Here is a 26,314-nt window from a genome sequence, read left to right as displayed (position 1 = left end):
AATTGAATTAAATTGCCTGTTTGAAATGAGCATGATTGTTCAAAATCAAACAGGCAAATTCATTTTTAATACCTCCGCACCGCAGCGGATTGTATCGCTGGTTCCCTCAGTAACCGAGTTGCTACACCTCCTGGGCCTGGAGAATGAAGTGGTGGGCATTACCAAATTTTGTGTACATCCCCGGGAATGGTTTCGTTCCAAACCAAGAATTGGAGGAACCAAAAATGTTTCCATTCAAAAAGTAAAAGAATTACAGCCCACGTTGATTCTGGCTAATAAGGAAGAAAATGTAAAAGAGCAGGTTGATGAACTGGCTCTCTCCTTTCCTACATACCTTGGCGATGTAACGGATCTTGCATCAGCTATTACAATGATCACTGAAACAGGAAAGCTTACCGGGACATCTCAACAGGCTGAAGTAATTGTACAGCAGATTCAATCCAATTTTTTACAACTGAAGGTTTCAAAAAAAGTACGGGCACTTTATCTCATCTGGAAAAATCCTTACATGAGCGCAGGCGGTGATACATTTATTGATGCCATGCTTGAAGCCGCCGGTTTTGAGAATGTACTTGCCCATCAAACCCGTTATCCTGTTGTTACGGTTGATGAAATACAGGAGTTGAACCCGGATGTCATACTACTGTCGTCCGAGCCATTTCCTTTTAAGCGGCATCATGCAACGGAATTAGCACAGCTCACCGGCATAAAAAAAGCAGCGCTGGTGGATGGAGAAATGTTCAGCTGGTACGGCAGCCGGATGCTGCATGCTCCTTCCTATTTTGCCAAACTCAGGGAAACCTTATTTTTAAACGATGAAACTGTTGTACAGGTATAATTTATTATTGGCAGGTGGTATTTATCTGCTGCTGTTTACGTTGCTCCTGCCCTTTTACAAACATGTATTTGATGTAGATGGAGTTGGTTACAGTCTTGTGGCGCAACATGTAGCGGAGGGGAATTTTACAAGAGCTATCAATGGTTTCTGGAGTCCTTTACATTCATGGCTTATTGCTCCTTTTATAAAAACAGGGATTCCGGTTGAATTGCTTTTCTTTTATTCCAATGCAGTTATTTCATTGGTGCTGTTATGGCAATTGAAAAAGCTCTTCCGTCATTTTCAATTTACGGATGAAGTTTCAACCTTTCTTTTACTCACATCCGTAGTGATGCTTTTGCAATTCAGTTTTTTTGAGCTGGCAGCTGATTTATTACTGCTTCCTTTTTTATTGGGCTATTTATTGCTTGTAGTACGAGCTGATTTTTTCAGCAATTACAAAGTGCAGATAGCCTGCGGGTTGCTTACCGGTTTTGCTTATCTGGCAAAAACATATGCCTTACCGTTTATTGTGCTTATTCATCTGTTATTGTTTATGTGGCAATACTATCGGTTAAGAATTGTTGCAGTAAAATCTTTTTTGTGTTTCATCTTTCCGCTGCTGCTTGTTATTACTCCGTGGATTATCCTCATCAGTTCAAAGTATGGAATGTTTACTATCGGTAATGCATCCCGGTTAAACCTGAGTTGGTTTTTAAAAGGTACATCTGTAGAAGGTGAATTATTTCACCAACCCATTGCTGCCGACAGCCCGGGTTGGTGGGAAGATCCTTCGTATTTCAAAGGAACAGTAGTGCATCTTTTTTCTTCAACTGAACTGTTTCTCAAACAGGTTCGGGTTTTCTTTTACAATATCACCGTTTATATCAAAACCTTAGCTGAGTTTTCAGCTTTTATGCCTGCGGTCATCTCAGGTTTTGTACTGTTTCTATTCAGAAAAGAGGAAACGCAGATGCAAAAGCTTGCTTTGTTTGTTCTGATTTTTCCGGCCGGTTATTTATTAACTTATGTTGACGGGCGCTATCTCTGGATTTTTCAGTTAGCCTTATTGCCGGTTGGTTGGTGGATGTTACAATCTGTTATAACTTTTTTTCAACTCAGGAAATTGTTCGTCAATTTTCTGTTTCTTATTTATAGTTTGAGTTTTCTGTTACAACCGGTAAATATTTTAAAAGATTATGCCGTAAGTGAGCAATGGAAAGAAATAAGAGAGCTGGCTGCTTATTTTACAACTAATAAGATATCCGGCAATTTTACGGCGAATAAAAAATCCTCCGAGTCGCAGGTAATTGCTTATCTCAGTAAGACTTCTTTTTATCATTTAACAAAACCGGATGTATCCTTTGAAGAACTTCATACAGCCATGGGCAACAATCACATCAACTATTTACTTTTTTATTATGATTCTGTGCAGGAAAAAGAAGCCGTCATCCACTTATACCAACAGAAAGGATACCGGGCTGCAGAAGTGAAAACAGGCGTTTTGATTTTTTCTATACCCTGATGCAGGTTTTTTTAACAGGGTAAACGCTAAAATTGCTCATTTTCACAGTTTAACTATCTTAGCGGCTCTTAAAATTGAAATTGTACACTCTTAAAAACAAACGATCATGGGCAAATACAGAGCAGGCGTATTATACGGAGCAGAACTGGAAGCATTACTCAATGATGCAAAAGACAACCAGTTTGCTTTGCCTGCAGTAAATACAATTGGTACCAATACAATCAATGCAACACTTGAAACAGCTGCTAAAGTAAACTCTCCTGTTATCATCCAGTTTTCTAACGGAGGTGCTCAGTTTATTGCCGGTAAAGGAATGCCAAATGATCAGTTACAGGGAAATATCCGTGGCGCCATCAGTGGTGCTTTACATATTCACAACGTGGCTAAATATTATGGTGTTCCTGTTGTACTGCATACTGACCATGCTGCTAAAAAATGGTTACCCTGGATCAGCGGATTGATTGATGCGGGTGTGGAATTCAATAAAGAAAAAGGTCAGCCTTTGTTTTCTTCACACATGCTGGATCTGAGTGAAGAACCGCTGGAAGAAAATATCCATACATCTGTTGAGTTTTTCAAACGCATGCAGCCCTTAGGTATGGGTATTGAAATTGAGCTTGGTGTAACTGGTGGTGAAGAAGACGGCGTGGATAACAGTGATATTGAAAATGATAAGCTTTATACACAACCTGCGCATGTTGAATATGCTTATTCTGAGTTAAGCAAAGTGGGCAAACTCTTTACAGTAGCAGCAGCATTTGGAAATGTGCATGGTGTTTATAAATCAGGAAATGTGCAGTTAACACCCATCATTTTGCACAACAGCCAGGTACATATTGAGAAAACATTAGGTACCGGACCAAAGCCGGTGTTCTTTGTATTTCATGGCGGAAGTGGTTCGCCACAACACCAGATTCGTGAAGCCATCAGCTATGGTGCTATTAAAATGAATATTGATACGGATCTGCAATGGGCGTTCTGGGAAGGTGTGTTGAATAATTATAAAAAGAACGAAGGCTACCTGCAGGGCCAGTTAGGCAATCCGGAAGGACCGGACAGTCCGAATAAAAAATATTATGATCCTCGTGTGTGGTTACGTAAAGGTGAAGAAAGTTTTATCAAGCGACTGGAAGTTGCGTTTGAAGATTTGAACTGTGTGAATCGTAATGCATAAATAACATCTTTTCATTCAAACAAAAACGAATGGCAAAAAGAGAAGAAGATATTGAAAAGAACTTGACAGGTGAAGACTTGCCTGAACATGAATTAAAATCAAGCTGGTTTAAACGTGTTCAGAAAGGAATCTTAACAAAATCGACTGATAAGAAAGAGATCCAGGAGGGATTGTGGAGTAAATGTCCTGAGTGTAAGTACACGTCCACTACACAGGAGCTGGCTGAGAATAAGTTTGTATGTCCGCAATGTAATTATCACCACCGGATCGGCAGTGCAGAGTATTATGATATTTTGTTTGATGGTGATGAGTTTACCGAGTTGTTTGATAATATCCGCTCCAAAGATTATCTGGGTTTTACTGATCTCAAACCTTATGGTAAACGATTGGAAGAAATCTGGAAGAAAAGTGATCTCCATGATTCCATCCGTGTAGCAGTTGGAAAAGTCAATGGCGAAGAAATTGTTGTGTGCTGTATGGATTTTGATTTCATCGGAGGTTCACTCGGCAGTGTGATGGGAGAAAAAATTGCAAGAGGCGTTGATTATTGTCTGCAGCACAAACTCCCGATGCTGATGATTTGCAAAAGCGGTGGTGCCCGAATGATGGAGAGTGCTTTTTCACTGATGCAGCTGGCAAAAATCAGTGGTAAACTCACACAGATGAGTAATGCACAACTCCCCTATCTTACATTACTCACCGATCCTACCTTTGGTGGTGTAACTGCCAGCTTTGGTATGCTGGGCGATTTGAATATTGGTGAACCGGGAGCATTGATCGGGTTTGCAGGGCCCCGTGTAATTAAAGAAACCATTAAGAAAGATTTGCCCGAAGGTTTTCAACGAAGTGAATTTTTGCTGGAGCATGGTTTCCTGGATCTGATCATCAACCGCAAAGAGCTGAAAGAGAAGCTGAGTAAGATATTGGTATTGTTCAGAAGTTAATTGAATGAATCTTGATATTGCAATCAGCTTTTGTTTTGCACAGGGCTGATTGCTTTTTTATTTTTATGTTGCTTCAATTAATTACTTTGATCCCACAAAGCTAACGGAGAACACCAGGATTTTACTTTGTGTACTTTGTGCCTTTGTGGGAAATAATGTAAAGAGTTTTTACAACTTTGTAATATGGAATTAAAAAACCGTTCCGCCTTTCATGAATATTTTTTCGACGATACACTCGTTGCAGGAATGGTATTGGCCGGCACGGAAGTAAAATCCATACGTGAAGGCAAAGTAAGTTTTGCAGATGCCTATTGTTTTTTTCATAAAGGTGAATTATGGGTGAAAGGTTTGCATATTGCTGAGTATAAATTCGGCACCACCAACAACCATATGGCGGTGCACGACCGTAAATTATTATTGAACAAACGTGAACTGAAAAAGTGGGAAGCCAAGCTGAAAGAAAAAGGATACACCATTATTCCGTTGAAAATTTTCTTTACTGAAAAGAACCTTGCTAAAATGGAAATCGGTTTAGGTCGTGGTAAAAAGCTTTATGATAAACGGGAAACGATTAAGAGCAGAGATGTGCAGCGGGAGATGAAACGGTATTTGAAATAAAGTGAATGGCGCCGCAGGCGCCATTCTTGTTTTCACATTGTGGATAGTTTTATGGTATATGTCAACTTAGGTCATAGGGTTTTAGAATTTATAAGTCAATCCTACTTTCACACTTTGATTAAATACACGGAAATTTTGATTCTTATCCAGCCTGTTGAAACCTCTTTCAAATGCTGCACTCACACCAATGCCACTTTCTGATTCATAACCAATACCGCCAGTTACACCCACATCCAAACGGTTGAACTGATTGGTAATATCCAGATTGGTATTAAGGAGTGAAAAGCCCAACACGTTAACATCCGCTCTTAAATTATTATTCACCAGGTAACTTACTTGCGGACCTGCAAAAACGGTAAACCCACCGGCAGGTTTTACTTTGAGCAGCACAGGCATATCTACATAATGCATTTGTGAAGTGGCACGTGCATTCAATGCATCAATCTTTAGGGCATTGATGGTGAGATTACCTCTTACACCATAACCTCTTTGTGTGTAAATCAAACCGGGCTCAATGCTTATACCATCAGCAACAGGAATATCAACTGCAGCACCTGCATAAAAGCCTGTTCTGTTTCTTTCGGTGAGGTAGCCATCTGTTTTATCAATGAGTGAACCGAAGGTTTGCTGTGCATCACCTTTCCAGGTGGATTTGATTACACCTGCTTTAATAACAGGTTTCACTTGTGCAAAGCTGAAGGAACTGAAGAGTGTAAATACAATTACAGTTGGTAAAAATCTTGCTTTCATACTATTGGCAACAGGTTCTTTATTTCCTGTTACCAACCAAGAAGTAAAAACCTTGCTGACGGTTTCAGCAAGGTTGAAAAGATTTTGTTAAGGAATTTTAATCTTCAGTTTCTTCAGCAACTTCGTTTCCATCCCATTTTTCGGAAGGAAGTGTCAAGCAGAATTGTTCATAAAAATGAAAATACTCAACTAAAGAAAGTATTGGTAAGACAAGTAACATCGAATTTTTAGACGCTATACCAGTAATAAAAAGAAAAAATATTTCTGATTTTTGAAGTCGTAATGATAATAGGAAATCATTACGTAAAAAGAATTTTAAAATTGCAAAAATTAAATAGTTTAGTATGAAAACCTGTTCATAAAACGAAATGGTTTTCAAAAAGGCTGTGAAATCAACAAAAGCAATATTTATAAAAATGTATATTACTGCTTTTGTTATAAGCCACCCAAGAATGAATATTGAAGTGTTTTTCATATTGCAAAATTTCTATTCAAAGAGTTCCCCCTGGTTCGTCTTCTCTTCCTTCACCCATTCCATTTCAATGCTCTTATTAAAATCTGTGAGTTTAGCTCCTACTGCTTTCCAGCCCATCACTTCAGCAACTTTGGCTAATTTAATTTTTGCTTTACGCACCTGTGTGCCACGGCCACTTTGCATGGCCAATACAGGTTCTTCATCTGTGGTAACCGCTTCTACATAATTACCATCGCCTTCCTTAATAAAGAAGAATTTATTTTTAAGCGTCGTCGTTTCAATCTTGAAGCGTTTTACATTGTATTGGTATTTATCATTATCAAGATAAACAGCAGTAACAATGCTTTCCGGTTTGAAACGCTCAATGAGTAATACGTTTTCAGGATCGAAGCGTTGCGTTAATTCCTGGTCAGTGATTTCATAATTCCCATCTTTATAAATCACCAGAATGCGGTCATCTGCTTCAAACATACCGAGGTACATTCCCTTCTCTTCAGTATTCAAGCGACCGAACTTATCATCAAACCACATTCTCTTGCCGCTCAGTGTGGCTTTCCCTTTCTCTTTAAACTTCACACTCTTTACAGGATACTTCGTTACCTGATTACCCATACTGCTGCGACCTTTGATATCCAGTTCTTCAAAATAAAAATCAAACTCTTTAATTCTCGCACTGCAGCTGGGACTTAATGCAATCTTCACAACTTCTGCTTCACCATTGGGGTTTACGCTGAAATAATGCACACGGCTTTTATCATCACCCTTGGTTAAATCATATTCCTTATCTCGTGTTACGCCTGTTACGTTGAAACGCTTGGCATAGCTCACACCGCCTTTACCATCCGCATAAATCATATTATACGTAGTGCGTTCATCATTCTTTTGAAACACAGCTGCATGAATAATGTCTTTGCCGATATACACTTTGTCACCCACCTTCACCACTTTCATGATGCCGCGCTTGGTGAAGACGATGATGTCATCATAATCACTGCAGTCAAACAGGTACTCATCTTTCTTGATGCTGGTACCGATAAAACCATCTTCACGGTTTACATACAGTTTGGTATTGGCAATCGCCACTTGTTTCACCTGGATGGTTTCAAAGGGTTTGATTTCGGTTTTACGCTCACGGCCCTTGCCGTATTTTTTCAACAGATTTTCATAATAGGCTACGGCAAAGTCAACCAGATTGTCCAAATCATGTTTCACCTGTTTGATATCAGCTTCCAAGCCTTTGATTTGTTCATTGAGTTCATCAATATCCAAACGATAAATACGACGTACAGGTTTTTCAGTAAGCTTTAAAATGTCTTCTCTTGTAATATCTCGGCGTAATTGTTTTTTGAAAGGCACAAAGGCTTTGTCAATCGCTTCTATTACTTTATCCCATGTTTCATGCTTTTTCTCCAGCTCTTTGTATATCTTTTCTTCAAAGAATATTTTTTCAAGCGAAGTATAATGCCACTTCTCCTGTAATTCACCCAGCTTGATTTCCAGTTCTTTCTTCAGCAGCTCTTTGGTTTGATCAGCACTGTACTTGAGCAATTCACTCACACCCAGGAACTGCGGTTTTTGATCCACAATCACACAGGCGTTGGGTGAAATGGAAATTTCACAATCTGTAAATGCATATAAGGCGTCAATGGTGATATCAGGTGAAATGCCGGGCGCTAAGTCTACCTGTATTTCTACATTGGCAGCGGTGTTGTCTGTTACTTTTTTGATTTTAATTTTCCCCTGGTCGTTGGCCTTTACAATACTCTCCATGAGTTGTGTAGTCGTAACACCGTAGGGAACATCTTTAATCAACAATGTTTTCTTATCCAGCTCTTCAATGTGTGCACGCACACGTACTTTGCCGCCACGCTTACCATCATTGTAATTTTCCGTATCAATCATGCCTCCTGTCTGAAAATCAGGAAGCAGTTCAAAACGCTTGCCTCTTAAATATTTGATAGAGGCTTCAATGAGTTCACAAAAGTTATGCGGTAAAATTTTTGTAGACAGACCAACAGCAATACCATCAGCACCCTGCGCCAGCAGCAACGGAAATTTCATTGGCAAAACAACAGGTTCATTCTTACGACCGTCATAACTCAATTGCCAGTCTGTGGTTTTATTATTGAACGCTACCTCCAATGCAAACTTGCTGAGACGTGCTTCAATGTAACGTGGTGCTGCTGCATCATCACCTGTACGCACATCGCCCCAGTTACCCTGTGTATCAATTAATAAATCTTTTTGGCCCAGGTTTACCAATGCATCACCAATACTTGCATCACCATGGGGGTGGTATTGCATAGCCTGCCCAATGATGTTCGCCACTTTATTGTAACGTCCATCATCCATTTCTTTCATGGCATGAAGGATGCGGCGTTGCACCGGCTTCAATCCATCTTCAATGGCCGGCACGGCACGTTCAAGAATTACATACGATGCATAATCAAGGAACCATGTTTTATACTGGCCCTGGATACCACCATCCTGTTCAAAAACACTTTCTTTCTTTTTTGCTGCACTCATTTTCTAAAATTCAATTTTATGTAGTCGGCGCAAGTGCTGCTATTGAGCTTCTGTTGCGTCGCACTCTTGTACGTTATTAATTCTATTCGGCAACCCACCCCTATTAATCATATTTAATGTTTATCACCCAGCCACCCCTCCCGGGAGGGGATAAACATGCTGCTACTCATCTTTTGCAGACTTTCCAATTTTGCCCAAATGCGTAAACTTAAATCCGTTTTCATATTTCAACCCATAACCAAAAAATCGGTCCATACTGGAATGGCCGAATAGCATCAGACCGAGGTACCCAATCCATATCAAATCAGAAAAAATATTGTTATCTACGATTATGATTCCTGCAATTATTAATACTGCTGCTACACCTTTATGATGAAATAAATTATAGCTCCACGCTCCTACTTTATTGTTTACCAAATAACCGAGCATACTTACATCAGGCCCTAAAAACATTAATGCATACCACCACCATTCAGCTTTAGCAAAATATAAAAGCAAAATGGATAAAATCCACATCGCCAACTCTTCTAACTTTAAAATAAGTTTCATGTTTTTTATTTTTCACCTCACCCTCCTTCTCCCTCTCCAAAGGAAGAGGGAGCGGCGCTGTTTTTCTTTCTCAAGCATTTTAATTACCACTTCGTCTTTCGTCTATTACTCATCACATTTCAACCTCTCCAATTTTAATCATCATCTTTAATAAGCAAGGGCTGTGTGTTGATTTTCCCTCTCCTTTGGAGAGGGATTAAGGGTGAGGTGATTAGCTTTCAAACAACACCCCCGCCTTTTTCTTCACTTCAAAATCTTTCATGTTTTTTACATTGCCCTGCACATCGTACACATCGGTTGCAATTAACTGCTTCAATCGCCATAACAAAAATAGATCACCAGTAGTGTGTTTGGCTTTGTTTAAAAATGTATGAATGATTTTGCTGGCTTTTTGCCAATCACCGCTGATGTAGCTTTTTAATTCACTGTCATAAAAACTCACTTCTTTCTGAACCAGTTTCTTACCGCCTTCCAGCAAACGAACTCCTTTTTCTTCATTGCATAGTTTTGTCCATTCATCAGGATCCACTTCAAACTCACTCGTAGTGATGGGCCGTGCCAGGCGTTTTGCCTTGAGCATTTCCTTTGGCTGTATTTCACTGATCCATTGCGGATAAAAAAGCTGCCCCTTCTCATTAATAAACGGCAGATTGTTTAAATACAAAATATAAATCCTGCCCTGGTATGCTTTTAACTGACTCATGAGCCAGTAATAACCGCTCACATCATGTTTGTTTTGTGCAGACCATATCCATACCTTCTCTTCTTCATCAGCAGTGAGTTTCTCTATCAACTCAGCTACGAGTTGGTTATCATCTACTAAGCCTTTATCTACGCCACCATCACCATCTCCTCCGCTCAATACTTCCCGCCACCAGTTTTTGCGGGCTTCAATCCCTTCTTCGGTGTAAATATCTTTGATGGGCCCCACCGCATAATCATCTCTTACCAATAACACTTCACCTTGTAACGTTTCATCCAGTTCAATTGCCTGTTGCAGAATCGTAACATCAGCTTCGTTAAATACTATGTGTATCATAATTTAATTTATAATTTAGTAATGGATAAGTGATAATGGTCGCCGCTCAAACAAATTCTCCATTATCAATTATTCGATTATCAATTAGCCACCTCTTCCACCAAATCCAGTTCCACTTTCAAATTCCCGATAATAAACTCCTGTCGCTCCTGCGTGTTCTTACCCATATAATATTCCAGCACTTGTTGAATATGAGTTTCAGGTAACAACATCACCGGTTGCTTGCGCATTTCAGGACCAATGAAACGTGCAAACTCATCAGGGCTTATTTCGCCTAACCCTTTAAATCGTGTAATCTCCGGTTTGCTACCGAGTTTTTTAACCGCAGCTTGTTTCTCTGCTTCATCATAACAATAAATCGTTTCCTGTTTGTTCCGCACACGGAACAGAGGCGTTTCCAAAATGTATACATGACCATTCTTCACTAAATCAGGAAAGAACTGCAGGAAGAAGGTCATCAGCAGCAAACGGATATGCATACCATCCACATCAGCATCCGTTGCAATTACAATATTGTTATAGCGGAGATCTTCATAACTGTCTTCAATATTCAACGCATGTTGCAAAAGGTTGAACTCTTCGTTTTCATACACCACTTTTTTCGTGAGACCATAACAGTTCAACGGCTTTCCACGCAGACTGAATACCGCCTGTGTTTCTACATTGCGACTTTTGGTAATACTTCCGCTGGCACTGTCACCCTCAGTAATGAAGATGGTGGTTTCTTTTTGTTTTTCCAGGATGGCATCTTTGTCTTTACCACTTGGTTCATCGTTGTAATGAAAACGGCAATCTCTCAATTTCTTGTTGTGCAGGTTGGCTTTCTTGGCCCGTTCATTCGCCAGCTTTTTAATACCCGCCAGTTCCTTGCGTTCTTTTTCATTCTGCTCAATACGTTTCTTCAACGCTTCGGCAACGGATGGATTTTTGTGCAGATACAAATCCAAATCCCTTCCTAAAAAATCACCCACAAAGTTTTTCATCGTAGGCCCATCAGGATACACCACGGTTGAGCCTAATTTGGTTTTGGTCTGACTTTCAAACACAGGCTCCTGTACACGCACACTTACAGCAGCACAAATACTTCCACGAATATCAGCCGCATCATAATCCTTCTTATAAAAATCACGGATGGTTTTTACAAAGGCTTCACGGAATGCGGCAAGATGTGTACCGCCCTGTGTGGTAAACTGACCGTTTACAAACGAATAATATTCTTCGCCATACTGGTTTTCATGCGTTATAGCCACTTCAATATCATCACCCTTTAAATGTATGATGGGATAACGCAGTTCATCTTCATTCGTTTTGCGTTGCAGCAAATCAAGCAGGCCGTTTTTGGAAACATATTTCTTGCCGTTGAAGTTGACAATCAATCCTGCATTGAGATAACAATAATTCCAGAATTGATTATCCAAGTACTCATGAATGAAATGATAATTCTTAAATACGGAATCATCAGGAATAAACTCAACTTCAGTGCCATTACTTTCCGTTGTTTTTTCTTCTTTGTGTTCTTTCTTTAAAATTCCTTTTTCAAACTCGGCCGTTTTTTGTTTACCGTCACGAAAAGCGGTTACTTTAAAATAATTGCTCAAAGCATTTACCGCTTTTGTACCCACACCGTTCAATCCCACACTTTTTTGAAACACATTGCTGTCATACTTGGCGCCTGTGTTAATCTTGCTCACCACATCCACCACTTTACCGAGGGGAATCCCACGGCCATAGTCACGCACACGCACCACACCTTTTTCAATGGTAACATCTACTTGTTTACCATAACCCATTGTGTGTTCATCAATGCAGTTATCAATCACTTCTTTAAGCAACACGTAAATGCCATCATCGGCACTGCTTCCATCGCCCAGTTTTCCGATGTACATACCCGGGCGCAGGCGAATATGCTCCTGCCAGTCCAGCGTTCGGATGGAATCTTCATCGTAGTTAAACAGGTTCTTTTTTTCTTCAGCCATATTGGATGTTTCTGGTTTGTAGTTTCTTGTTTATCCGCCGTTGCTTTTTGTTAACTGCCATAGCTTAAGCGAAGGCAGCAGCAAAGGAGGATTTTTTGGTTACGGGCTCTTGTATTTCATGGCAACGGTTTTGCCACGCTCGTTTCATGGTTCCGTTCTCCGTGGCAGCATAACCACTATCTATACATTGAGCATTGTTCTCAAATCGGGCAAATATAACAAAACGCCTCTCCCTCTCAGCAGCATTACTTTTACACACCCATGTGAATAATTTTTGGCCTGTAACTAATTATTATGCAATTTCGCAGCACAATCTTTACAGCATGGATAAGAAGATTTATACACTCCTCACTATTTTCATTATTTACTTTGTTACAGCCGTTTCTATGTCGCTGTTTCCCGGTGCACAAAAAGTATTAACTGCTCTTATTTTTGGCGGTTTAGGAATTGTGCTTTTCTTAGGCGCCTTCATGATTTGGGTGCTTAATCGTAAAAACGAAGGTTAATCCCCCTGCATGGCAAGGGCCATAGACAGCTACGAACAATTTTATCCCAAGGACAGGAAAGCCTGGCGCAACTGGCTTTCCAGAAATTTTGACAAATATCCCGGCATCTGGCTCATTTATTATAAAACGGGCAAGAGCAAACCACGGCTTCCGTATAGTGATGTGGTAGAAGAAGCCTTGTGTTTTGGCTGGATTGACAGTCTACCCCGTAAGCTGGATGAAGAGCGAAGTATGCTACTCCTTACACCCCGCAAACCCAAAAGTGTGTGGAGCGATATCAATAAACAACGTATTGAAAAACTCATTGCCAATAAACTTATGGCAGCTCCCGGTTTAAAAGCCGTTGAAATAGCCAAACAAAACGGAAGTTGGGATACCTTAAGCGCTTCCAACTATGCTGCTGATACAAACGAACTTCCTAACGATTTTCTCAAAGCCTTCAAAGGCAAAGCAGCAGCGCTGAAAAATTTTAAAGCTTTCTCTCCTTCCATCCGCCGGCAATTTATGTTTTGGATTGAGAGTGCCAAAACAGAAGAAACAAGAAACAAACGATTAGCACAAACGGTGCTGATGAGTGAGGCGAATAAAAAGCCCGGGCCACAGGGTTTTAAATTATGATGCCATTACCTGCCATCATATTACTTACGTTGATAACGATAGCTGTAATTACTAAAGTAAGTATTGTTGATGTGTATTATCGCAAACTTAAAGGTGATAAGGATGCAAAAGGAAGAGTAGCTTTTGAATCTGTATTTGGTCGCCGTGTATCCTTTAATATTCAAAGCTATATATTAGTCAAAGAGTTACCGCCATTTCCTGAGAGCTACAGCGTATATATGAAATATCAGCAACGAGTAAAACGGCTTAATCGTTTTATTTCCTTTTGTTTCTTTTTGCTGATGTTGTATGTTGGTTATAAAATAGTAATAATGGAAATACACGGAGAGTGATAATCTTTTTAATAAATCGACTTTTATAAAAAATCTTCCTTGTTATTAATGTTTCCATGGCAACTCTTATTTTTATGCAATGAAATACCTCTTATCCTCTATCCTTTTCTTTGTTTCAGCTGCAGCCTCTGCTCAGCAACAGGTGGAAAGCATTCAGCTTGATAGCTGCAAACAATTCAGTACCTCTTACAGTGATGCGTTTGATGAAATGTTTATCCGGGTGGAGCAGCCTGCCAAATGGAACAACAGTAAAACCAGCATGAACGATTTTTTTGAAACCTTCTTCAAACCCTATCTTCAAAAAAGGGCCGGCGGACGAGTAACATTGAGCTTACTCATTAATAAAGAAGGACGCTGCTGTTTTTACAAAGCGCAACCTAATAGTAATGTGCGTCCTGATTTTAATGAACTGAAACGGTTATTGGATCAAACAACATGGTCGCCTGCCCTGCAAAACGGTCAGCCCGTAAAATCGGCCAAAGTATTGTTTCTTGATTTTGATGGAAAGAATGTGAAAGTAAGTTCTATTGATTAGCCAACCGGTCTTTCACATAGGTAATTTTCGTTTTACCATGAGGCGTGGGTTTTCCTTCTGCATTTACATTTACAAAAACAATCCGCTCAATGGTGAGAATGGGTTCATGGGTAAGTTTGTTCCGCACTTCGCAACGCATGGTAAGTGAGGTATTACCGAAATGAGTGGCTAAAATGCCAATCTCAATTATATCGCCCTGCTTAGGTGCAGAAATGAAATTGATTTCAGAAATAAACTTGGTCACCACATGTGGGTTCTCCAGTTGAACTACTGCATACAAAGCGGCTTCTTCATCAATCCATTGTAATAATCTTCCGCCAAATAAAGTACTGTTTGGGTTCAGATCTTCCGGCTTTACCCATTTACGGGTATGAAAATTCATTTCTGGTTGTTGCATCATTGAAGTTACACATTTACTTCTTTCCCGGAAGATTGAAGGTTGGTTTCTTCACCGTCGTTTTATTAAACACATAGCTCAGTGTCAGGCGGTAATTCCTTGTTTGTGTTTGATTGAAACTTTCAAGGTTGAAGTTGGGACCAAACGTAAAAGTTCTGTTCTGCTGCTGTACAAACGGGTCAACGGCATTAAGGGTAATGATGAATTTCTTTTTTAAGATTTTTCGTTGAATGCCGATGTTCATATTCACATTACTCCGTACGGTTCCTTGTGGATTGGCAAAACGGTTAAAGGTGAAGTTGCCGGTAAACGTCCACAAATCGGTGGGATTGAAATTGGTGTTGATGTTGGAAGTAAACGATCCGCCATCACGGAACTTGCGGTTGATTTTATCAAAGGCCCCGTATTTACTGTAGATATAACTGGCGCTGAAATTGGCACGAAGCTTTTTGGAAAAAGTAAGTCCACTCCAGCTGCTCAGTTCATATTCCTGCCGGGCACTTACATTATCCCAGGTAACAATCGTTTTACCATCCGTTTGCAGTGTTCTGATTTGTGCAAACACATCTTCCACCAGATTATACCCGGCTCCGATGTTGAAGAAAAACTTTTCTTTTGTTTTTCCGGCCACTACATCAAACGTATGAGAGAGCGTTGGTAACAAAGAAGGATTCCCGTAACGGAGATTATATGGATCGCTGTAATCAATCGCAGGATTTAGTTCTCCAATACCCGGTCTGCGGATGGTTCGCCTGTACGCAAAGGTTAGATTGGTTTTATTAGACCAACTCCGGTTCAAGTTGGCAAAGGGTAAGAAATTATAGTAACGGTTAAAAGCGGTTTGTTTGGTAATGGGGAATTCAAAATAAATATTGGTTTGCTCCACGGCAGCACCGGCACTGATGGAAAAGCCGGGCTTAAAAATATGTTTGGCAGATGCCCTGGCATTGATCACATCCTGGTGAAACTGAAAATCATTACTCAGCAGATCTACTTTTAAAAAACTGTTTTCAGGTTTCTTTAAAAATTCGGTGGTGAGCAAAACATCGCTGTTGCTTCTGTTGTATAATGCCCCAACTGAAATGCTTGTTTTCTTATTCTTCAGCATTTTATCATAAGCCACATTCACCGTATAACCGCTAGTGCGGGTTTGGTTTATTTGCTTTTGGGTGGAGTCAATGCCATTGGGCAACCCGTTATCCGGATTAAAAAAGCTTTGGAAAAAATTCCGTGTGTTACGGTTCCAGCCCCGGCTGATGCCGGTGATGATGCGGAACTGTTCTCCGGCCTGTTTCCCTTTGCGGGTATATGTAAAATTGATATTCGGGTTACGGTTATAACCTTCGGTATTAATCAGTCGCTCACTCAGTCTTGAAATGGCATTAAAGCGATTGATATTGGTAAAACGGTTGAAGCCTTCATTATCATAACCGTTTTGATTGTATTGGGCAACCAGGTTGATGATGTTACGTTTGTTAATATCATAATCCATATTCAACCGGAAGTTGGGTCGGATATTTTCATTGTCAGAACGGTTATTAATGTTGAGCTGGTTGCTGGAGTCTTTGTAAAGATTGGTGCGGTAACTGTACCCTTCACTCTGAAAACGGTTATAACCGGCGCCTGCATTGAGGTTTATGGCAAAGCCCTGTTTACGATAGTTGAAGTTGGCGCTGGTGCCCAACTCACCCCTGGTACCACCGTATACATTTACCCTTCCGCCAAAGCCTACCCTTCCTTTTTTGGTAACGATATTAATTACGCCGCCCTGCTCATTGGCAAATTGTGGCGGCGGATTGGTAAGCACTTCAATCTTTTCAATGGTACTGCCGGGCATGCTTTCCAGCAGATCCTGTAGCTGCTGCATGTTGAGCTCAACAGGTTTATCATCAATTAAAATCTTAGGTTCTTTTCCACGAACTAAAATTTTTCCGTTAGGGTCAGTAGTCACAAGGGGCGTTTGTTTCAGAAGTTCTGTGGCAGAGCTTCCGTTGCTCAAAGCACTTTCGCCCACGTTGAAAGTGATATTACCGTCCTTGTTTTCGATCAGTGGCTTTTCAGCATAAATAATCACTTCTGTTAATTCAACTGACTGGTTGCTGAGCAGAATATCGTTCAGGTTAAAATCATAGCGCTCGGCCCGCAGGTGAATGCTGTCAATTTGTTTGGGTCTGAATCCAACCGCCGAAATACGGATGCGGTAATAACCAAAGCCCAGTTGGTTGAATTGAAAGCTCCCGTTTTTATCCGTCAAAAAGTGTTGAGATCGGGTTGAGTCTGTAAAAGGGATGACGGAAACGGTAGCGGCGATGATGGCTTTTTGATTGCTGCCATCCAGCACATTGCCAATGATGGTACCGGATTCTTTTTTGGAGTCCTGTGCTTTAGTTTGTTGAAAAACAAAGAGAAAGAGGAAAGTATAGGATAAGAAAAATTTCAAACTGCTTTGGGTTAAGGCTGCAAAACTAAAGCATAGAGCACTTGTTAAGTTTTGATTTTCCATCAGCGGTAAATGCTGCCAACCTGTCACCAAATCATCCCGAATCAACTATCTTTGCAGACCAATTTGTTTTGAAATGATGGACCTCTTGACTGACAATAAAGTACATGATGAAGCGAGGCAGGGCGAGGCTTATGCCCCTTTTGCCCACGACCCCAATCAGTACAAAAAACGTTTTTATATTGAAAGCTATGGCTGCCAGATGAATTTCAGCGATAGTGAAATTGTGGCCAGCATTCTTAATGATGCCGGCTTTGGTGCTACACGCAACTTTGAAGAAGCAGACTTAGTATTACTCAACACCTGCTCGATTCGTGAAAAAGCAGAGCAAACTGTTCGCAAGCGTTTAACAGAATTCAGAAAAGTAAAAGATACAAAACCAGGCATGCTGGTAGGTGTATTGGGATGTATGGCCGAGCGTTTGAAAGCCAAACTGCTGGAAGAAGAGAAACTGGTGGACATGGTGGTGGGCCCTGATGCTTACAGAACCCTGCCCGGATTGGTGGAAGAAGCGGAAGGCGGGCAAAAAGCGGTAAACGTTTTGCTGAGCCGTGATGAAACCTATGCTGATATTTCGCCGGTGCGTTTGGAGAGCAATGGAGTGAGTGCGTTTATTTCCATTATGCGTGGATGTAACAATATGTGTACCTTCTGTGTGGTGCCGTTTACAAGAGGAAGAGAAAGAAGTCGTGATGCATTTTCCATTGTGGCTGAAGCAAGAGATTTATTTGAAAGAGGTTATAAAGAAGTTACACTGCTGGGTCAGAATGTTGATAGCTATTATTGGAACAATGAAGCAGATAATACCAATGTAACGTTTGCACAGTTGCTGGAAATGGTGGCATTGATTTCACCGGAATTGCGTATTCGTTTTTCTACTTCACATCCCAAGGATATTACAGATGAAGTATTGCATACCATGGCGAAGTATGAAAACATCTGTAACTATATTCATCTGCCGGTGCAAAGCGGTAACACAAGAGTATTACAGTTGATGAACCGTACTTACACCAGGGAATGGTATATGAAGAAGGTAGATCGCATCCGTGAAATCATTCCGGACTGCGGCATCAGTTCAGATATCATTGCCGGTTTTTGCAGTGAAACAGAAGAAGAACACCAGGATACCTTGAGCATCATGGATTACAGCAAGTATGACTACAGCTACATGTTTTTCTATAGTGAAAGACCGGGAACGCTGGCTGCAAGACGTTATGCGGATGATGTGCCTGAAGAAGTAAAGAAAAGAAGATTGCAGGAAATTGTTGATAAGCAATATCAACTTTCACTGGAAAGTAATCAAAGAGATGTGGGCAAAACCTTTAAAGTTTTGATTGAAGGTGAAAGTAAGAAAAGCGATCTGGAATGGATGGGCCGTAACTCACAAAACAAAGTGATTGTATTCCCTAAAGAGCAATATGATCTGAAGAAAGGTGATTATGTGAATGTTCATGTGCACAGTTGTAATAAAGCAACACTCATGGGTAAAATTGTTTGATATGGTAGATGTGGTAAAAAATAATCTGGATAAGATCAATTCCGTATGTAAACAATATGGGGTAAAATCACTTTACCTATTTGGTTCTGCTACAAACGGTGATTTTAATGACCAAAGCGACATTGATTTTCTGGTGGAATACTACAGGGATGAAGAAGGGATAGCCGCAAATGGTTTTGATTATTTTGATGTACTTTTTTCACTGGAACAGATTACAGGAAGAAAAATTGACCTGGTTGTGAATGGAGCTGTGAGAAATCCTTTTTTTAAACAGAAACTGGACGAACAAAAAGTGCTTTTGTATGCAGCTTGAGATCAAGAAATATCTGCTTGATATTGAGTCTTCAATTGAAATTATTTATTCGCATATAAGTAATACAGGCAGCTATTCTGAATTTAAAGAAAACCAGCTGGTATATGATGCTGTAGAACGAAGATTGGGGATTATAGGAGAAGCTGTGTGGCAGATAGATGCAATTGATCCCAAAATTGATTTTACAGATAAGAAAAAAATTATCGGATTCAGGCATATTGTAACCCATGATTATGATTTAGTAACACCTGATATCATCTGGAAAATAGTTAAAGTAAATATCCCTGTTTTAGAACAGGAAGTAAAAAAATATTTGAATCGGTAAATGGACATACAAAGTATTAAAAACAGGTTTGGAATCATCGGCAACTCCCCTGCCCTCAACCATGCGTTGAATACAGCCGTGCAGGTGGCGGCAACCGATCTTACTGTTCTCATCAACGGTGAGAGCGGTGTGGGTAAAGAAGTGTTTTCACAAATCATTCATGCACTCAGTGCCCGCAAGCATAACCCGTTTATTGCGGTGAACTGCGGCGCCATTCCGGAAGGAACCATCGATTCAGAATTGTTCGGTCATGAAAAAGGTTCTTTCACCGGAGCCGTAGATGCCCGTAAAGGCTATTTTGAAACAGTGAACGGCGGTACCATTTTTCTTGATGAAATTGGTGAAATGCCCCTTGGTACGCAGGCCCGTTTGCTACGTGTACTGGAAACAGGTGAATTCATTCGTGTAGGTTCCAGCAAAGTACAAAAGACAGATGTGCGGGTGATTGCTGCTACCAATAAAGAACTGTTGGAATATACCCAGAACAATAAGTTTCGTGAAGATTTATACTATCGCTTAAACACTGTGCCCATACGTGTACCAGCGTTAAGAGACAGAAAAGAAGATATTCCGTTGTTGTTTAGAAAATTCACCGTTGATTTTGCCGAGCGTTACAAAACAGCTCCTGTGCAACTGGAAGAAGATGCGAAAAATCTGTTAATCACTTATCCCTTCCCCGGCAATGTGCGTGAATTGAAGAATATTGCAGAACAGATTTCAGTTCTTTCTACGAATAAAAAAATCACGGCTAAAGAACTGGCACCATTCCTTCCGGAAAGAAGTTTTAACCGATTACCGGTACTGGCACATCCAAACGGTGCAGCGGCAGCAAATGATTTCAGCAATGAACGGGAGATTCTGTACAAGCTCTTTTTTGATATGAAGCGGGATGTAACCGAGCTCAAGAAAATGTTCCTGGAAGTATTGCAAAACGGCGGCGGCTCTGTACAAATGCCCACCCATTTTTTCAATGAACAGGTGCTGCATGAACCCAAACCATTGGAAGTACATGCGCCGGTACATTCTTCTGCCAATGTACAACCTGTACTTATGAATAATGATGAGATTCATGATCATATTGAAGTAGAGGAAAGTCTCAACATCATGGACAAGGAAAAAGAACTCATTATTAAGGCACTAAAAAAACACAAAAGTAAACGACGTGATGCAGCCCTTGACCTGGGCATCAGCGAACGAACCTTATACCGTAAATTGAAGGAGTATGATATTGAAGACCTTTAAAGAAAATACGAAATACAAAGTACGAAGTACGAATGGGGAACCTTTGATAATTAGAGGTACGTTTCCTGTAGCTGTCATTTCTTACCTCTTTTTTCTTGCCTCTTTCTTCTTCTCTTCTTGCTACTCATTCAAAGATGTTTCTATTCCGCCGGAAGTAAAAACTGTTCGGGTAAATTATATTGAAAACAGGGCAAGGATTGTAAATCCGCAGTTGAGCCAGCGTTTAACGGATAAGTTGCGTCAGAAAATCATTAATCAAACCCGATTATCGCAAACAAATAATGAATATGCACATTACGATATCAGCGGGCAAATCACAGATTATTATGTAACCACTTCCGGTATATCCAACCAACAGGCTGCCAGTAATCGTTTAAATGTAACTGTTCATCTTATTTTCAAAAACAGGTTGGATGATAAAAAAAGCTTTGAAGCCGATCTCAGCCGCACATTTGATTTTTCTGCTTCCCAATCATTGAGCCAGGCGGAAGCCGGGTTAACGGATCAGATTGTACAAAACTTAACAGATGAAATTTTCAACCGTATTTTTTCAAGCTGGTAATTCTCCCTTACTTTGTTTTAATGAACGCTCAACAATTCAACCGCCTTTTGCAAGAACCGGAACTGCTTGCCCAAACAGATCCTGAAGAATTGTTACATCTAACCGGCGATTATCCATGGTTTGGAGCAGCGCAGGTTTTAAGTGCTGTTCAATTGCAGCATCGCAATGAAGAGCGTTCGTCAACGCAGGTACAAAAAGCACTTCTTTATGTGCAAAATCCTTTATGGTTGCAGTATATCATCCGGAAACACAACGCTGCAGATTCAGATGAATTATCTATGCCCGCAATCAATGAGGAAGAAGATATCCAGCTCAATGCGGCTGTAACTGTTGAAGCTGCTGATACCCTTGTTACAACGGTAGATGAGGATACAGATGCTGCATTAGACGCTGCAGCTCTTGTAGAAGCAACTGATAACCTTGTAGCCGATCCGGATGTGGAAACAGAAGCAGCTATCAATGCAGAGGCAATTGTAGAAGCATCAACAGAACCTGCTATAGAAGAATTTGCCCCGCTTTCAAAAGTTTTAAAAGAACCATTGATGGAAGGAGATATAAAGCTTTCCTTTGAGCCCCTGCACACGGTAGATTACTTTGCCTCACAGGGAATTAAGTTAAAAGAAGAGTTATTACAGAAAGACCAGCTGGGAAAGCAACTCAAAACTTTTACCCAATGGCTCAAAACCATGAAAAAAGTTTATGTAGAAGAGCATAAAGAGCTGGATGCAAAAGCTGAAAAAGAAGTCCTTCTAAAAGCAGTAGAGAGCAATACCGGGGAAGAAATTATTACAGAAACCATGGCCAGTGTGCTGGAGCAGCAGGGTAAAACCACCAAAGCCATTGAGTTGTACCGTAAATTAAGTTTGTTGCATCCCGAAAAAAGCGCTTATTTTGCTGCCCAAATTGAACGATTAAACAAATAGAAATGACTATTTTATTCATCATACTGGTATTATTGGCCAGTGCTTTATTAGGTTTCGTAGTGTTGGTTCAAAATCCGAAAGGTGGTGGTTTGAGCGGCAGCATCGGTGGTTTTAATACTCAGTTTATGGGTGTAAAACAAACAACAGATGTTCTGGAAAAAGGAACCTGGCTGTTTGCAGCAATCGTTGGTCTGCTTTGCCTTTTCTCCAGCTTTTTCATTTCAAAAAATACAGTGGTGAGTGAAGGACCCGGTGTAGAGCAGGTGCCTACCAACCAACCTGTACAATCACAGCCACAGCAGCAGAACACTCCTGTTCTTCCTGCTCCCCAGCCTAACAAATAAAGAATTAAAAAAATACTTGAATAAAACCTCCGCACTACGGAGGTTTTTTTGTGCTCCATCATCCAAAAGACTATAGCATCTGCAATGAGGAGTTAGTTTGTTTGCTTTGCTGCTTCTTTGTGGCATTATTTTAGTAACTAAGGTTTTAAATCTAAGGCAGCATGATATCATTCAGCCTTCTACTCCTACATTTGTTTTTCAATTGATTGTTTCCTGTTCATGAAAAGACTTTTTAAAATCCTTGCTGTGCTGTTTGTATCAGCCGCACTATACTTTGCATGGTTGTTTTTTGCACCTGCTTCTGCTTACGAAGGAACTAATCCTTATTTATATATCCGTACAGGAGCAGCAGATAAAGAAGCGGTACTTCAATTGTTAAAAGACAGTTCGCTTATAAAACATACCGGCGCATTTGAATGGTTGGGTAATCGTCTGAACATCTGGCAAAAACTCCGTCCCGGTAAATATGAAATCAGTAAGAGCGAGTCTGTTTTTTCATTGGTGCGAAAGCTACGCAATAACAGGCAGGTGCAGGTAAACCTGGTTATTACCAAACTGCGAACCAAAAAAGACCTGGCACAACTGGTGGGTAAGAAATTTGAAACCTCTGCGAATTCTTTCTTGGATTACGTCAACAATCCTGATTCCATTAAAAAATTCGGTCTGGATACATCAACTATAATGAGCCTGGTGATTCCGGATACTTATGCTTATTACTGGAGCACAACACCGGCCCGGATACTTCAAAAACTTCAGCAGCAGCATCAGAAATTCTGGACAGCAGAACGTAAAAACAAGGCAGCGGCATTGGGCCTCACCCCGGAACAGGTGTACACACTTGCATCAATTGTAGAAGAAGAAACATTGAGGAACGATGAAAAGCCACTCATCAGCAGTGTTTATGTAAACAGGTTACGGAAGAATATGTACCTGGGTGCAGATCCTACTGTAAAGTTTGCGGTAGGTGATTTCACTTTAAAACGGATTTACTTCGGGCATATCAATTCTACTGCTTCTAATCCCTACAATACATATAAAAATAAAGGACTGCCTCCCGGCCCTATTTGTACACCGCAGGCTGTTACGATTGATGCCGTTTTGAATACGAAGCCTTCTAACTATCTGTTCTTTTGTGCCAAGCCAAACGGAAACGGCTATCATGCATTTGCCGAAAACGAAACAGAGCATTTTAAAAATGCGAAAGCTTACCAGGATTGGTTAAATGCGAATAAAATACAATAGCCAAAAAGGATTATTTTCGGAGTAATGATCAAGATTGTTCGCATTATAACGGAAACACCGGGCATAAGTCATGCCATTGCGTTCAGCAAAAAGGCAAAGCTTCCCGGTTTTGAAGGCGTGCCGCTTTATGATGTGATCCGTTTCTTTTTCAAGCAAACTCAAAAGGTAGGATTGAATGAACGGGCCGCAGCCATTTCTTTCAATTTTATTATGGCCATTCCGCCCGCCTGTATTTTTTTGTTTTCATTGGTTCCTCTTTTTCCCATTGCTGATTCCTTTAATAAAGAGGTGATGAGTTTTGTAAAAGATCTGACGCCTGATGTAGCAACCCGCCGGGTGGTGCAGGATTTTTTAAATGATTTTTTTGGACGCCCCAGGAGCAGTCTGCTCAGTTTTGGTTTTTTGATTGCTGTATTTTATTCTTCCAATGCTGTATTGGGAATCATTCACAGTTTTAACCGTTCCATACATGAAAAAGAATCCAAAGGTTTTATGGTGTATCGCTGGAAAGCAATACGGCTTACATTTATGATCATGCTGTTGTTTATTGCCAGTATGGTTATTTTAATGACCCAGGGTGCCATTTTCAAATGGTTGATGGCTGTACTTGAAATTGAAAATGAATTTGTAAAGTTGTTGATTAAATCCTTGCGATGGGTGGTGATAATTGCTATGTTTTTTTATTCAATTGCCTTTATTTACCGTCATGCACCAACAGTTGAAAAAAAGTGGAAGCTCATTTCCCCCGGATCTATTGTTGCCTGTACCCTGCTCATCCTTTTTACATTTTTGTTTTCTTACTGGATTAACAATTTTGCTACCTACAATAAAGTGTATGGCCCTATCGGAACCATTATGGTAATTATGATCCTCATTTATGTAAACTCACTGGTGATGCTTATAGGTTTTGAACTCAATGTGAGCATCAAGTCTCTAAAGGCGCATTCTGACAAAAGGCTGCATTAATTCACCGGCGGAATAACAAAAGACAGTTTCCGTTGTTAACTTTATACAACAAAATTTGATTGGTATGAAAAAGCTTTTCATCTCTTCCCTTGTTTTTCTGGCTTTGTCGTCACTTGTGATAAAGCCTGCCGAATTGAGTATCGGAGAAAAAGCCCCCTCTCCGGATACGAAAATGGTCGACATCAGCGGTAAATCTTATTCTTTTAACGATGTAAAAAAGAAAAACGGTTTGCTGGTTGTGTTCAGTTGTAATACCTGTCCATGGGTCATCAAAAACCAGCAGGTGGCAACAGAAGGTTATTCTTATGCACTCAGTAAGAATGTGGGAGTAATTGTTTTAAACTCTAATGAAGGACAGCGCAGTGATGCAGATTCAAAAGAAGCGATGACTCAGTATGCTAAGGATCAGCAGTATAAATGGCCTTATGTGATTGATGAAAATTCAGCTATGGCTAATGCTTTTGGTGCAAAAGTTACTCCTGAATGTTATTTGTTTGATAAGGATATGAAGCTGGTGTATCATGGCGCCATCACTGATAATCCTAAAACGCCCTCAGAAAGTACAAGAGGCCATCTTAAAGTTGCGATTGATGAAATGATAGAAGGAAAATCCGTAAGTATGAATACTTCCAAAGCAATGGGATGTTCAATTAAACGGAAATCATAAATATCTTTTTAAAGAGGAATGATTTTATCATTCCTCTTTAATTTTAAGTTTATTTTCTATTGCCTTTATTCCATTCATTAAGCCTTCGTAGTATTTCTGATTTTTAAATTGAGGAATCATTTCAAAATCGATAATTTCTTTTGTAACCTCATTGGACAGTTTTGTTTCAATTCCATAACCATTGCTGATCCATACTTTCCGTTTGCTCTCTGATAATACGATTACCATGCCGTTATTTGTGTTCTTATCACCAACGCCCCAACAGTTACCCAGCATAAAAGCATAAATAAAAATGGAGTCATAAGGGTAAAAATTATCAGTAGTTACAACTGCAATCTGGGCGATTTTTTCGTTATTTATTTTATTTATGTAATCAGAAAGTGCATCTTCTTGCTCTTTTGATAAAATATCTTCAAAGTCATTTATGAATCCTGAGCTTACAGGAAGGGTATCAGGGCATCCTTCAGAAATAAGTTTAACAAGATTTGTTTCGAATATGACAGGCGAAAGTTGCGCCTCAATAAATCTTCTGTAACCTGTTTTGTTATTTACAAACAAGGTAGCCGGCATGGCACCGCTCCAGGCGCTGTCTATTTTCGGACAAAAATCATCCGGTTTTTCTTCATCCAGCCATATAATTTCTGCTGTAAATCCAAAGCGTTTGGCAAAAGCTTCAATTTTTTGCGGATAGTATTCTTTAAAATCAAGACTTACCAGCAGCAATTTTAATTTTTGATCTTTGTATTTGGCTGCTGTAGTCTGGAAGTAAGGAATTTCTTCGATGCATGGCCCGCAAAAGGTAGCCCAGAAGTTAATTACCAAGGCTGAATCGCTTTTGTCAATGTATTGCAGTAAATCATCCATCTTCCACCGTTTGACGGATTGTGCCTGTAATTGAAGGCAGGCAATCAATAAAAGAGAGAAGAAGACAATTTTTTTCATCGCTTAAAA

The 26,314-nt window shown here is 40.1% G+C and carries 28 protein-coding genes; 19 read left to right on the top strand and 9 right to left on the bottom strand.

Features of this window, described 5'->3' with window-relative positions:
* The first annotated feature begins 25 nt into the window (after positions 1 to 25).
* From PDL71_RS11950 to smpB, 5 genes are all read left to right on the top strand, one after another.
* Positions 26 to 838, top strand: a complete 813-nt coding sequence (locus PDL71_RS11950; RefSeq protein WP_407521286.1) for an ABC transporter substrate-binding protein — start codon at positions 26 to 28, stop codon at positions 836 to 838.
* The gene (locus PDL71_RS11945) at positions 816 to 2,342 is read left to right on the top strand and encodes a hypothetical protein (RefSeq protein ID WP_407521284.1); all 1,527 of its coding nucleotides are present in this window, start codon (positions 816 to 818) and stop codon (positions 2,340 to 2,342) included. The genes PDL71_RS11950 and PDL71_RS11945 overlap by 23 nt, the downstream gene beginning before the upstream one ends.
* 106 nt (positions 2,343 to 2,448) lie before the next feature.
* Positions 2,449 to 3,516 carry a class II fructose-bisphosphate aldolase gene (gene fbaA, locus PDL71_RS11940; RefSeq protein WP_407521283.1) on the top strand — a complete coding sequence of 356 codons (1,068 nt, stop codon included), beginning with the start codon at positions 2,449 to 2,451 and terminating at the stop codon, positions 3,514 to 3,516.
* A 29-nt stretch (positions 3,517 to 3,545) separates the two neighbouring features.
* On the top strand, positions 3,546 to 4,460 hold the full coding sequence (accD, locus tag PDL71_RS11935; protein ID WP_407521282.1) for an acetyl-CoA carboxylase, carboxyltransferase subunit beta: 915 nt from the start codon (positions 3,546 to 3,548) through the stop codon (positions 4,458 to 4,460).
* A 183-nt stretch (positions 4,461 to 4,643) separates the two neighbouring features.
* Positions 4,644 to 5,078 carry an SsrA-binding protein SmpB gene (smpB, locus tag PDL71_RS11930; RefSeq protein ID WP_407521280.1) on the top strand — a complete coding sequence of 145 codons (435 nt, stop codon included), beginning with the start codon at positions 4,644 to 4,646 and terminating at the stop codon, positions 5,076 to 5,078.
* 81 nt (positions 5,079 to 5,159) lie between these two features.
* On the opposite strand, the gene PDL71_RS11925 is transcribed toward smpB, so the two are convergent.
* The 6 genes from PDL71_RS11925 to PDL71_RS11900 form a co-directional block, all read right to left on the bottom strand.
* Positions 5,160 to 5,828, bottom strand: coding sequence for a porin family protein (locus tag PDL71_RS11925; protein WP_407521278.1), 669 nt, complete (start codon positions 5,826 to 5,828; stop codon positions 5,160 to 5,162).
* Positions 5,829 to 5,925: 97 nt separating this feature from the next.
* Positions 5,926 to 6,303 carry a hypothetical protein gene (locus PDL71_RS11920; protein WP_407521276.1) on the bottom strand — a complete coding sequence of 126 codons (378 nt, stop codon included), beginning with the start codon at positions 6,301 to 6,303 and terminating at the stop codon, positions 5,926 to 5,928.
* A gap of 12 nt (positions 6,304 to 6,315) precedes the next feature.
* Positions 6,316 to 8,829 (bottom strand): DNA gyrase/topoisomerase IV subunit A, encoded by a 2,514-nt coding sequence (locus PDL71_RS11915; RefSeq protein WP_407521274.1) that lies wholly within the window; start codon positions 8,827 to 8,829, stop codon positions 6,316 to 6,318.
* 162 nt (positions 8,830 to 8,991) lie between these two features.
* Positions 8,992 to 9,378: a DUF4260 domain-containing protein gene (locus tag PDL71_RS11910; protein ID WP_407521272.1), complete on the bottom strand. Its 387-nt coding sequence runs from the start codon at positions 9,376 to 9,378 to the stop codon at positions 8,992 to 8,994.
* A gap of 211 nt (positions 9,379 to 9,589) precedes the next feature.
* Complete coding sequence (locus PDL71_RS11905) at positions 9,590 to 10,417, bottom strand: DUF1835 domain-containing protein (protein WP_407521270.1); 828 nt, start codon at positions 10,415 to 10,417, stop codon at positions 9,590 to 9,592.
* Between the two features lie 80 nt (positions 10,418 to 10,497).
* A complete protein-coding gene (locus PDL71_RS11900; RefSeq protein ID WP_407521268.1) occupies positions 10,498 to 12,393 on the bottom strand; it encodes a DNA topoisomerase IV subunit B in 1,896 nt (631 codons plus the stop codon).
* A gap of 323 nt (positions 12,394 to 12,716) precedes the next feature.
* Between PDL71_RS11900 and PDL71_RS11895 the strand changes: the two genes are divergently transcribed.
* The 4 genes from PDL71_RS11895 (at position 12,717) to PDL71_RS11880 (ending at position 14,384) form a co-directional block, all read left to right on the top strand.
* A complete protein-coding gene (locus PDL71_RS11895) occupies positions 12,717 to 12,899 on the top strand; it encodes a hypothetical protein (protein WP_407521266.1) in 183 nt (60 codons plus the stop codon).
* Between the two features lie 9 nt (positions 12,900 to 12,908).
* Positions 12,909 to 13,517, top strand: coding sequence for a YdeI/OmpD-associated family protein (locus PDL71_RS11890; protein WP_407521264.1), 609 nt, complete (start codon positions 12,909 to 12,911; stop codon positions 13,515 to 13,517).
* Entirely contained in the window at positions 13,514 to 13,849 is a 336-nt protein-coding gene (locus PDL71_RS11885; RefSeq protein WP_407521262.1) for a hypothetical protein, read from the top strand. The genes PDL71_RS11890 and PDL71_RS11885 overlap by 4 nt, the downstream gene beginning before the upstream one ends.
* Positions 13,850 to 13,928: 79 nt before the next feature.
* Positions 13,929 to 14,384: an energy transducer TonB gene (locus PDL71_RS11880; protein ID WP_407521260.1), complete on the top strand. Its 456-nt coding sequence runs from the start codon at positions 13,929 to 13,931 to the stop codon at positions 14,382 to 14,384.
* On the opposite strand, the gene PDL71_RS11875 is transcribed toward PDL71_RS11880, so the two are convergent.
* A complete protein-coding gene (locus PDL71_RS11875; protein ID WP_407521258.1) occupies positions 14,374 to 14,766 on the bottom strand; it encodes an acyl-CoA thioesterase in 393 nt (130 codons plus the stop codon). The two genes, PDL71_RS11880 and PDL71_RS11875, sit on opposite strands and share 11 nt — an antisense overlap.
* 31 nt (positions 14,767 to 14,797) lie before the next feature.
* Positions 14,798 to 17,221, bottom strand: a complete 2,424-nt coding sequence (locus tag PDL71_RS11870) for an outer membrane beta-barrel protein (RefSeq protein WP_407521256.1) — start codon at positions 17,219 to 17,221, stop codon at positions 14,798 to 14,800.
* 136 nt (positions 17,222 to 17,357) lie between these two features.
* Here PDL71_RS11870 and miaB point away from each other — a divergent pair, with 136 nt between their 5' ends.
* From miaB to PDL71_RS11820, 10 genes are all read left to right on the top strand, one after another.
* On the top strand, positions 17,358 to 18,779 hold the full coding sequence (gene miaB / locus PDL71_RS11865) for a tRNA (N6-isopentenyl adenosine(37)-C2)-methylthiotransferase MiaB (protein ID WP_407521254.1): 1,422 nt from the start codon (positions 17,358 to 17,360) through the stop codon (positions 18,777 to 18,779).
* A 1-nt stretch (position 18,780) separates the two neighbouring features.
* A complete protein-coding gene (locus tag PDL71_RS11860; protein ID WP_407521252.1) occupies positions 18,781 to 19,092 on the top strand; it encodes a nucleotidyltransferase family protein in 312 nt (103 codons plus the stop codon).
* Positions 19,082 to 19,417 carry a DUF86 domain-containing protein gene (locus tag PDL71_RS11855; RefSeq protein WP_407521250.1) on the top strand — a complete coding sequence of 112 codons (336 nt, stop codon included), beginning with the start codon at positions 19,082 to 19,084 and terminating at the stop codon, positions 19,415 to 19,417. The genes PDL71_RS11860 and PDL71_RS11855 overlap by 11 nt, the downstream gene beginning before the upstream one ends.
* On the top strand, positions 19,418 to 20,659 hold the full coding sequence (locus PDL71_RS11850; RefSeq protein ID WP_407521248.1) for a sigma-54 interaction domain-containing protein: 1,242 nt from the start codon (positions 19,418 to 19,420) through the stop codon (positions 20,657 to 20,659). It abuts the gene before it with no gap.
* A complete protein-coding gene (gene lptE / locus PDL71_RS11845) occupies positions 20,640 to 21,221 on the top strand; it encodes an LPS assembly lipoprotein LptE (protein ID WP_407521247.1) in 582 nt (193 codons plus the stop codon). The genes PDL71_RS11850 and lptE overlap by 20 nt, the downstream gene beginning before the upstream one ends.
* A 20-nt stretch (positions 21,222 to 21,241) precedes the next feature.
* Complete coding sequence (locus PDL71_RS11840) at positions 21,242 to 22,144, top strand: hypothetical protein (RefSeq protein ID WP_407521245.1); 903 nt, start codon at positions 21,242 to 21,244, stop codon at positions 22,142 to 22,144.
* 2 nt (positions 22,145 to 22,146) lie between these two features.
* Positions 22,147 to 22,488 (top strand): preprotein translocase subunit SecG, encoded by a 342-nt coding sequence (secG, locus tag PDL71_RS11835; RefSeq protein ID WP_407521243.1) that lies wholly within the window; start codon positions 22,147 to 22,149, stop codon positions 22,486 to 22,488.
* A gap of 219 nt (positions 22,489 to 22,707) precedes the next feature.
* A complete protein-coding gene (gene mltG / locus PDL71_RS11830) occupies positions 22,708 to 23,730 on the top strand; it encodes an endolytic transglycosylase MltG (protein ID WP_407521241.1) in 1,023 nt (340 codons plus the stop codon).
* A 24-nt stretch (positions 23,731 to 23,754) separates the two neighbouring features.
* Positions 23,755 to 24,696 carry a YihY/virulence factor BrkB family protein gene (locus tag PDL71_RS11825; protein ID WP_407521239.1) on the top strand — a complete coding sequence of 314 codons (942 nt, stop codon included), beginning with the start codon at positions 23,755 to 23,757 and terminating at the stop codon, positions 24,694 to 24,696.
* Positions 24,697 to 24,760: 64 nt separating this feature from the next.
* The gene (locus PDL71_RS11820; RefSeq protein ID WP_407521237.1) at positions 24,761 to 25,363 is read left to right on the top strand and encodes a redoxin family protein; all 603 of its coding nucleotides are present in this window, start codon (positions 24,761 to 24,763) and stop codon (positions 25,361 to 25,363) included.
* A 27-nt stretch (positions 25,364 to 25,390) separates the two neighbouring features.
* Here the strand turns inward: PDL71_RS11820 and PDL71_RS11815 are convergent, their stop codons facing one another.
* Complete coding sequence (locus PDL71_RS11815) at positions 25,391 to 26,305, bottom strand: TPM domain-containing protein (RefSeq protein WP_407521235.1); 915 nt, start codon at positions 26,303 to 26,305, stop codon at positions 25,391 to 25,393.
* Positions 26,306 to 26,314: the final 9 nt, after the last annotated feature.

The organism is Lacibacter sp. MH-610, assembly GCF_045780045.1.
In the GTDB taxonomy this organism is placed as follows: domain Bacteria; phylum Bacteroidota; class Bacteroidia; order Chitinophagales; family Chitinophagaceae; genus Lacibacter.
This window is presented reverse-complemented; position numbering and strand designations above follow the sequence as displayed.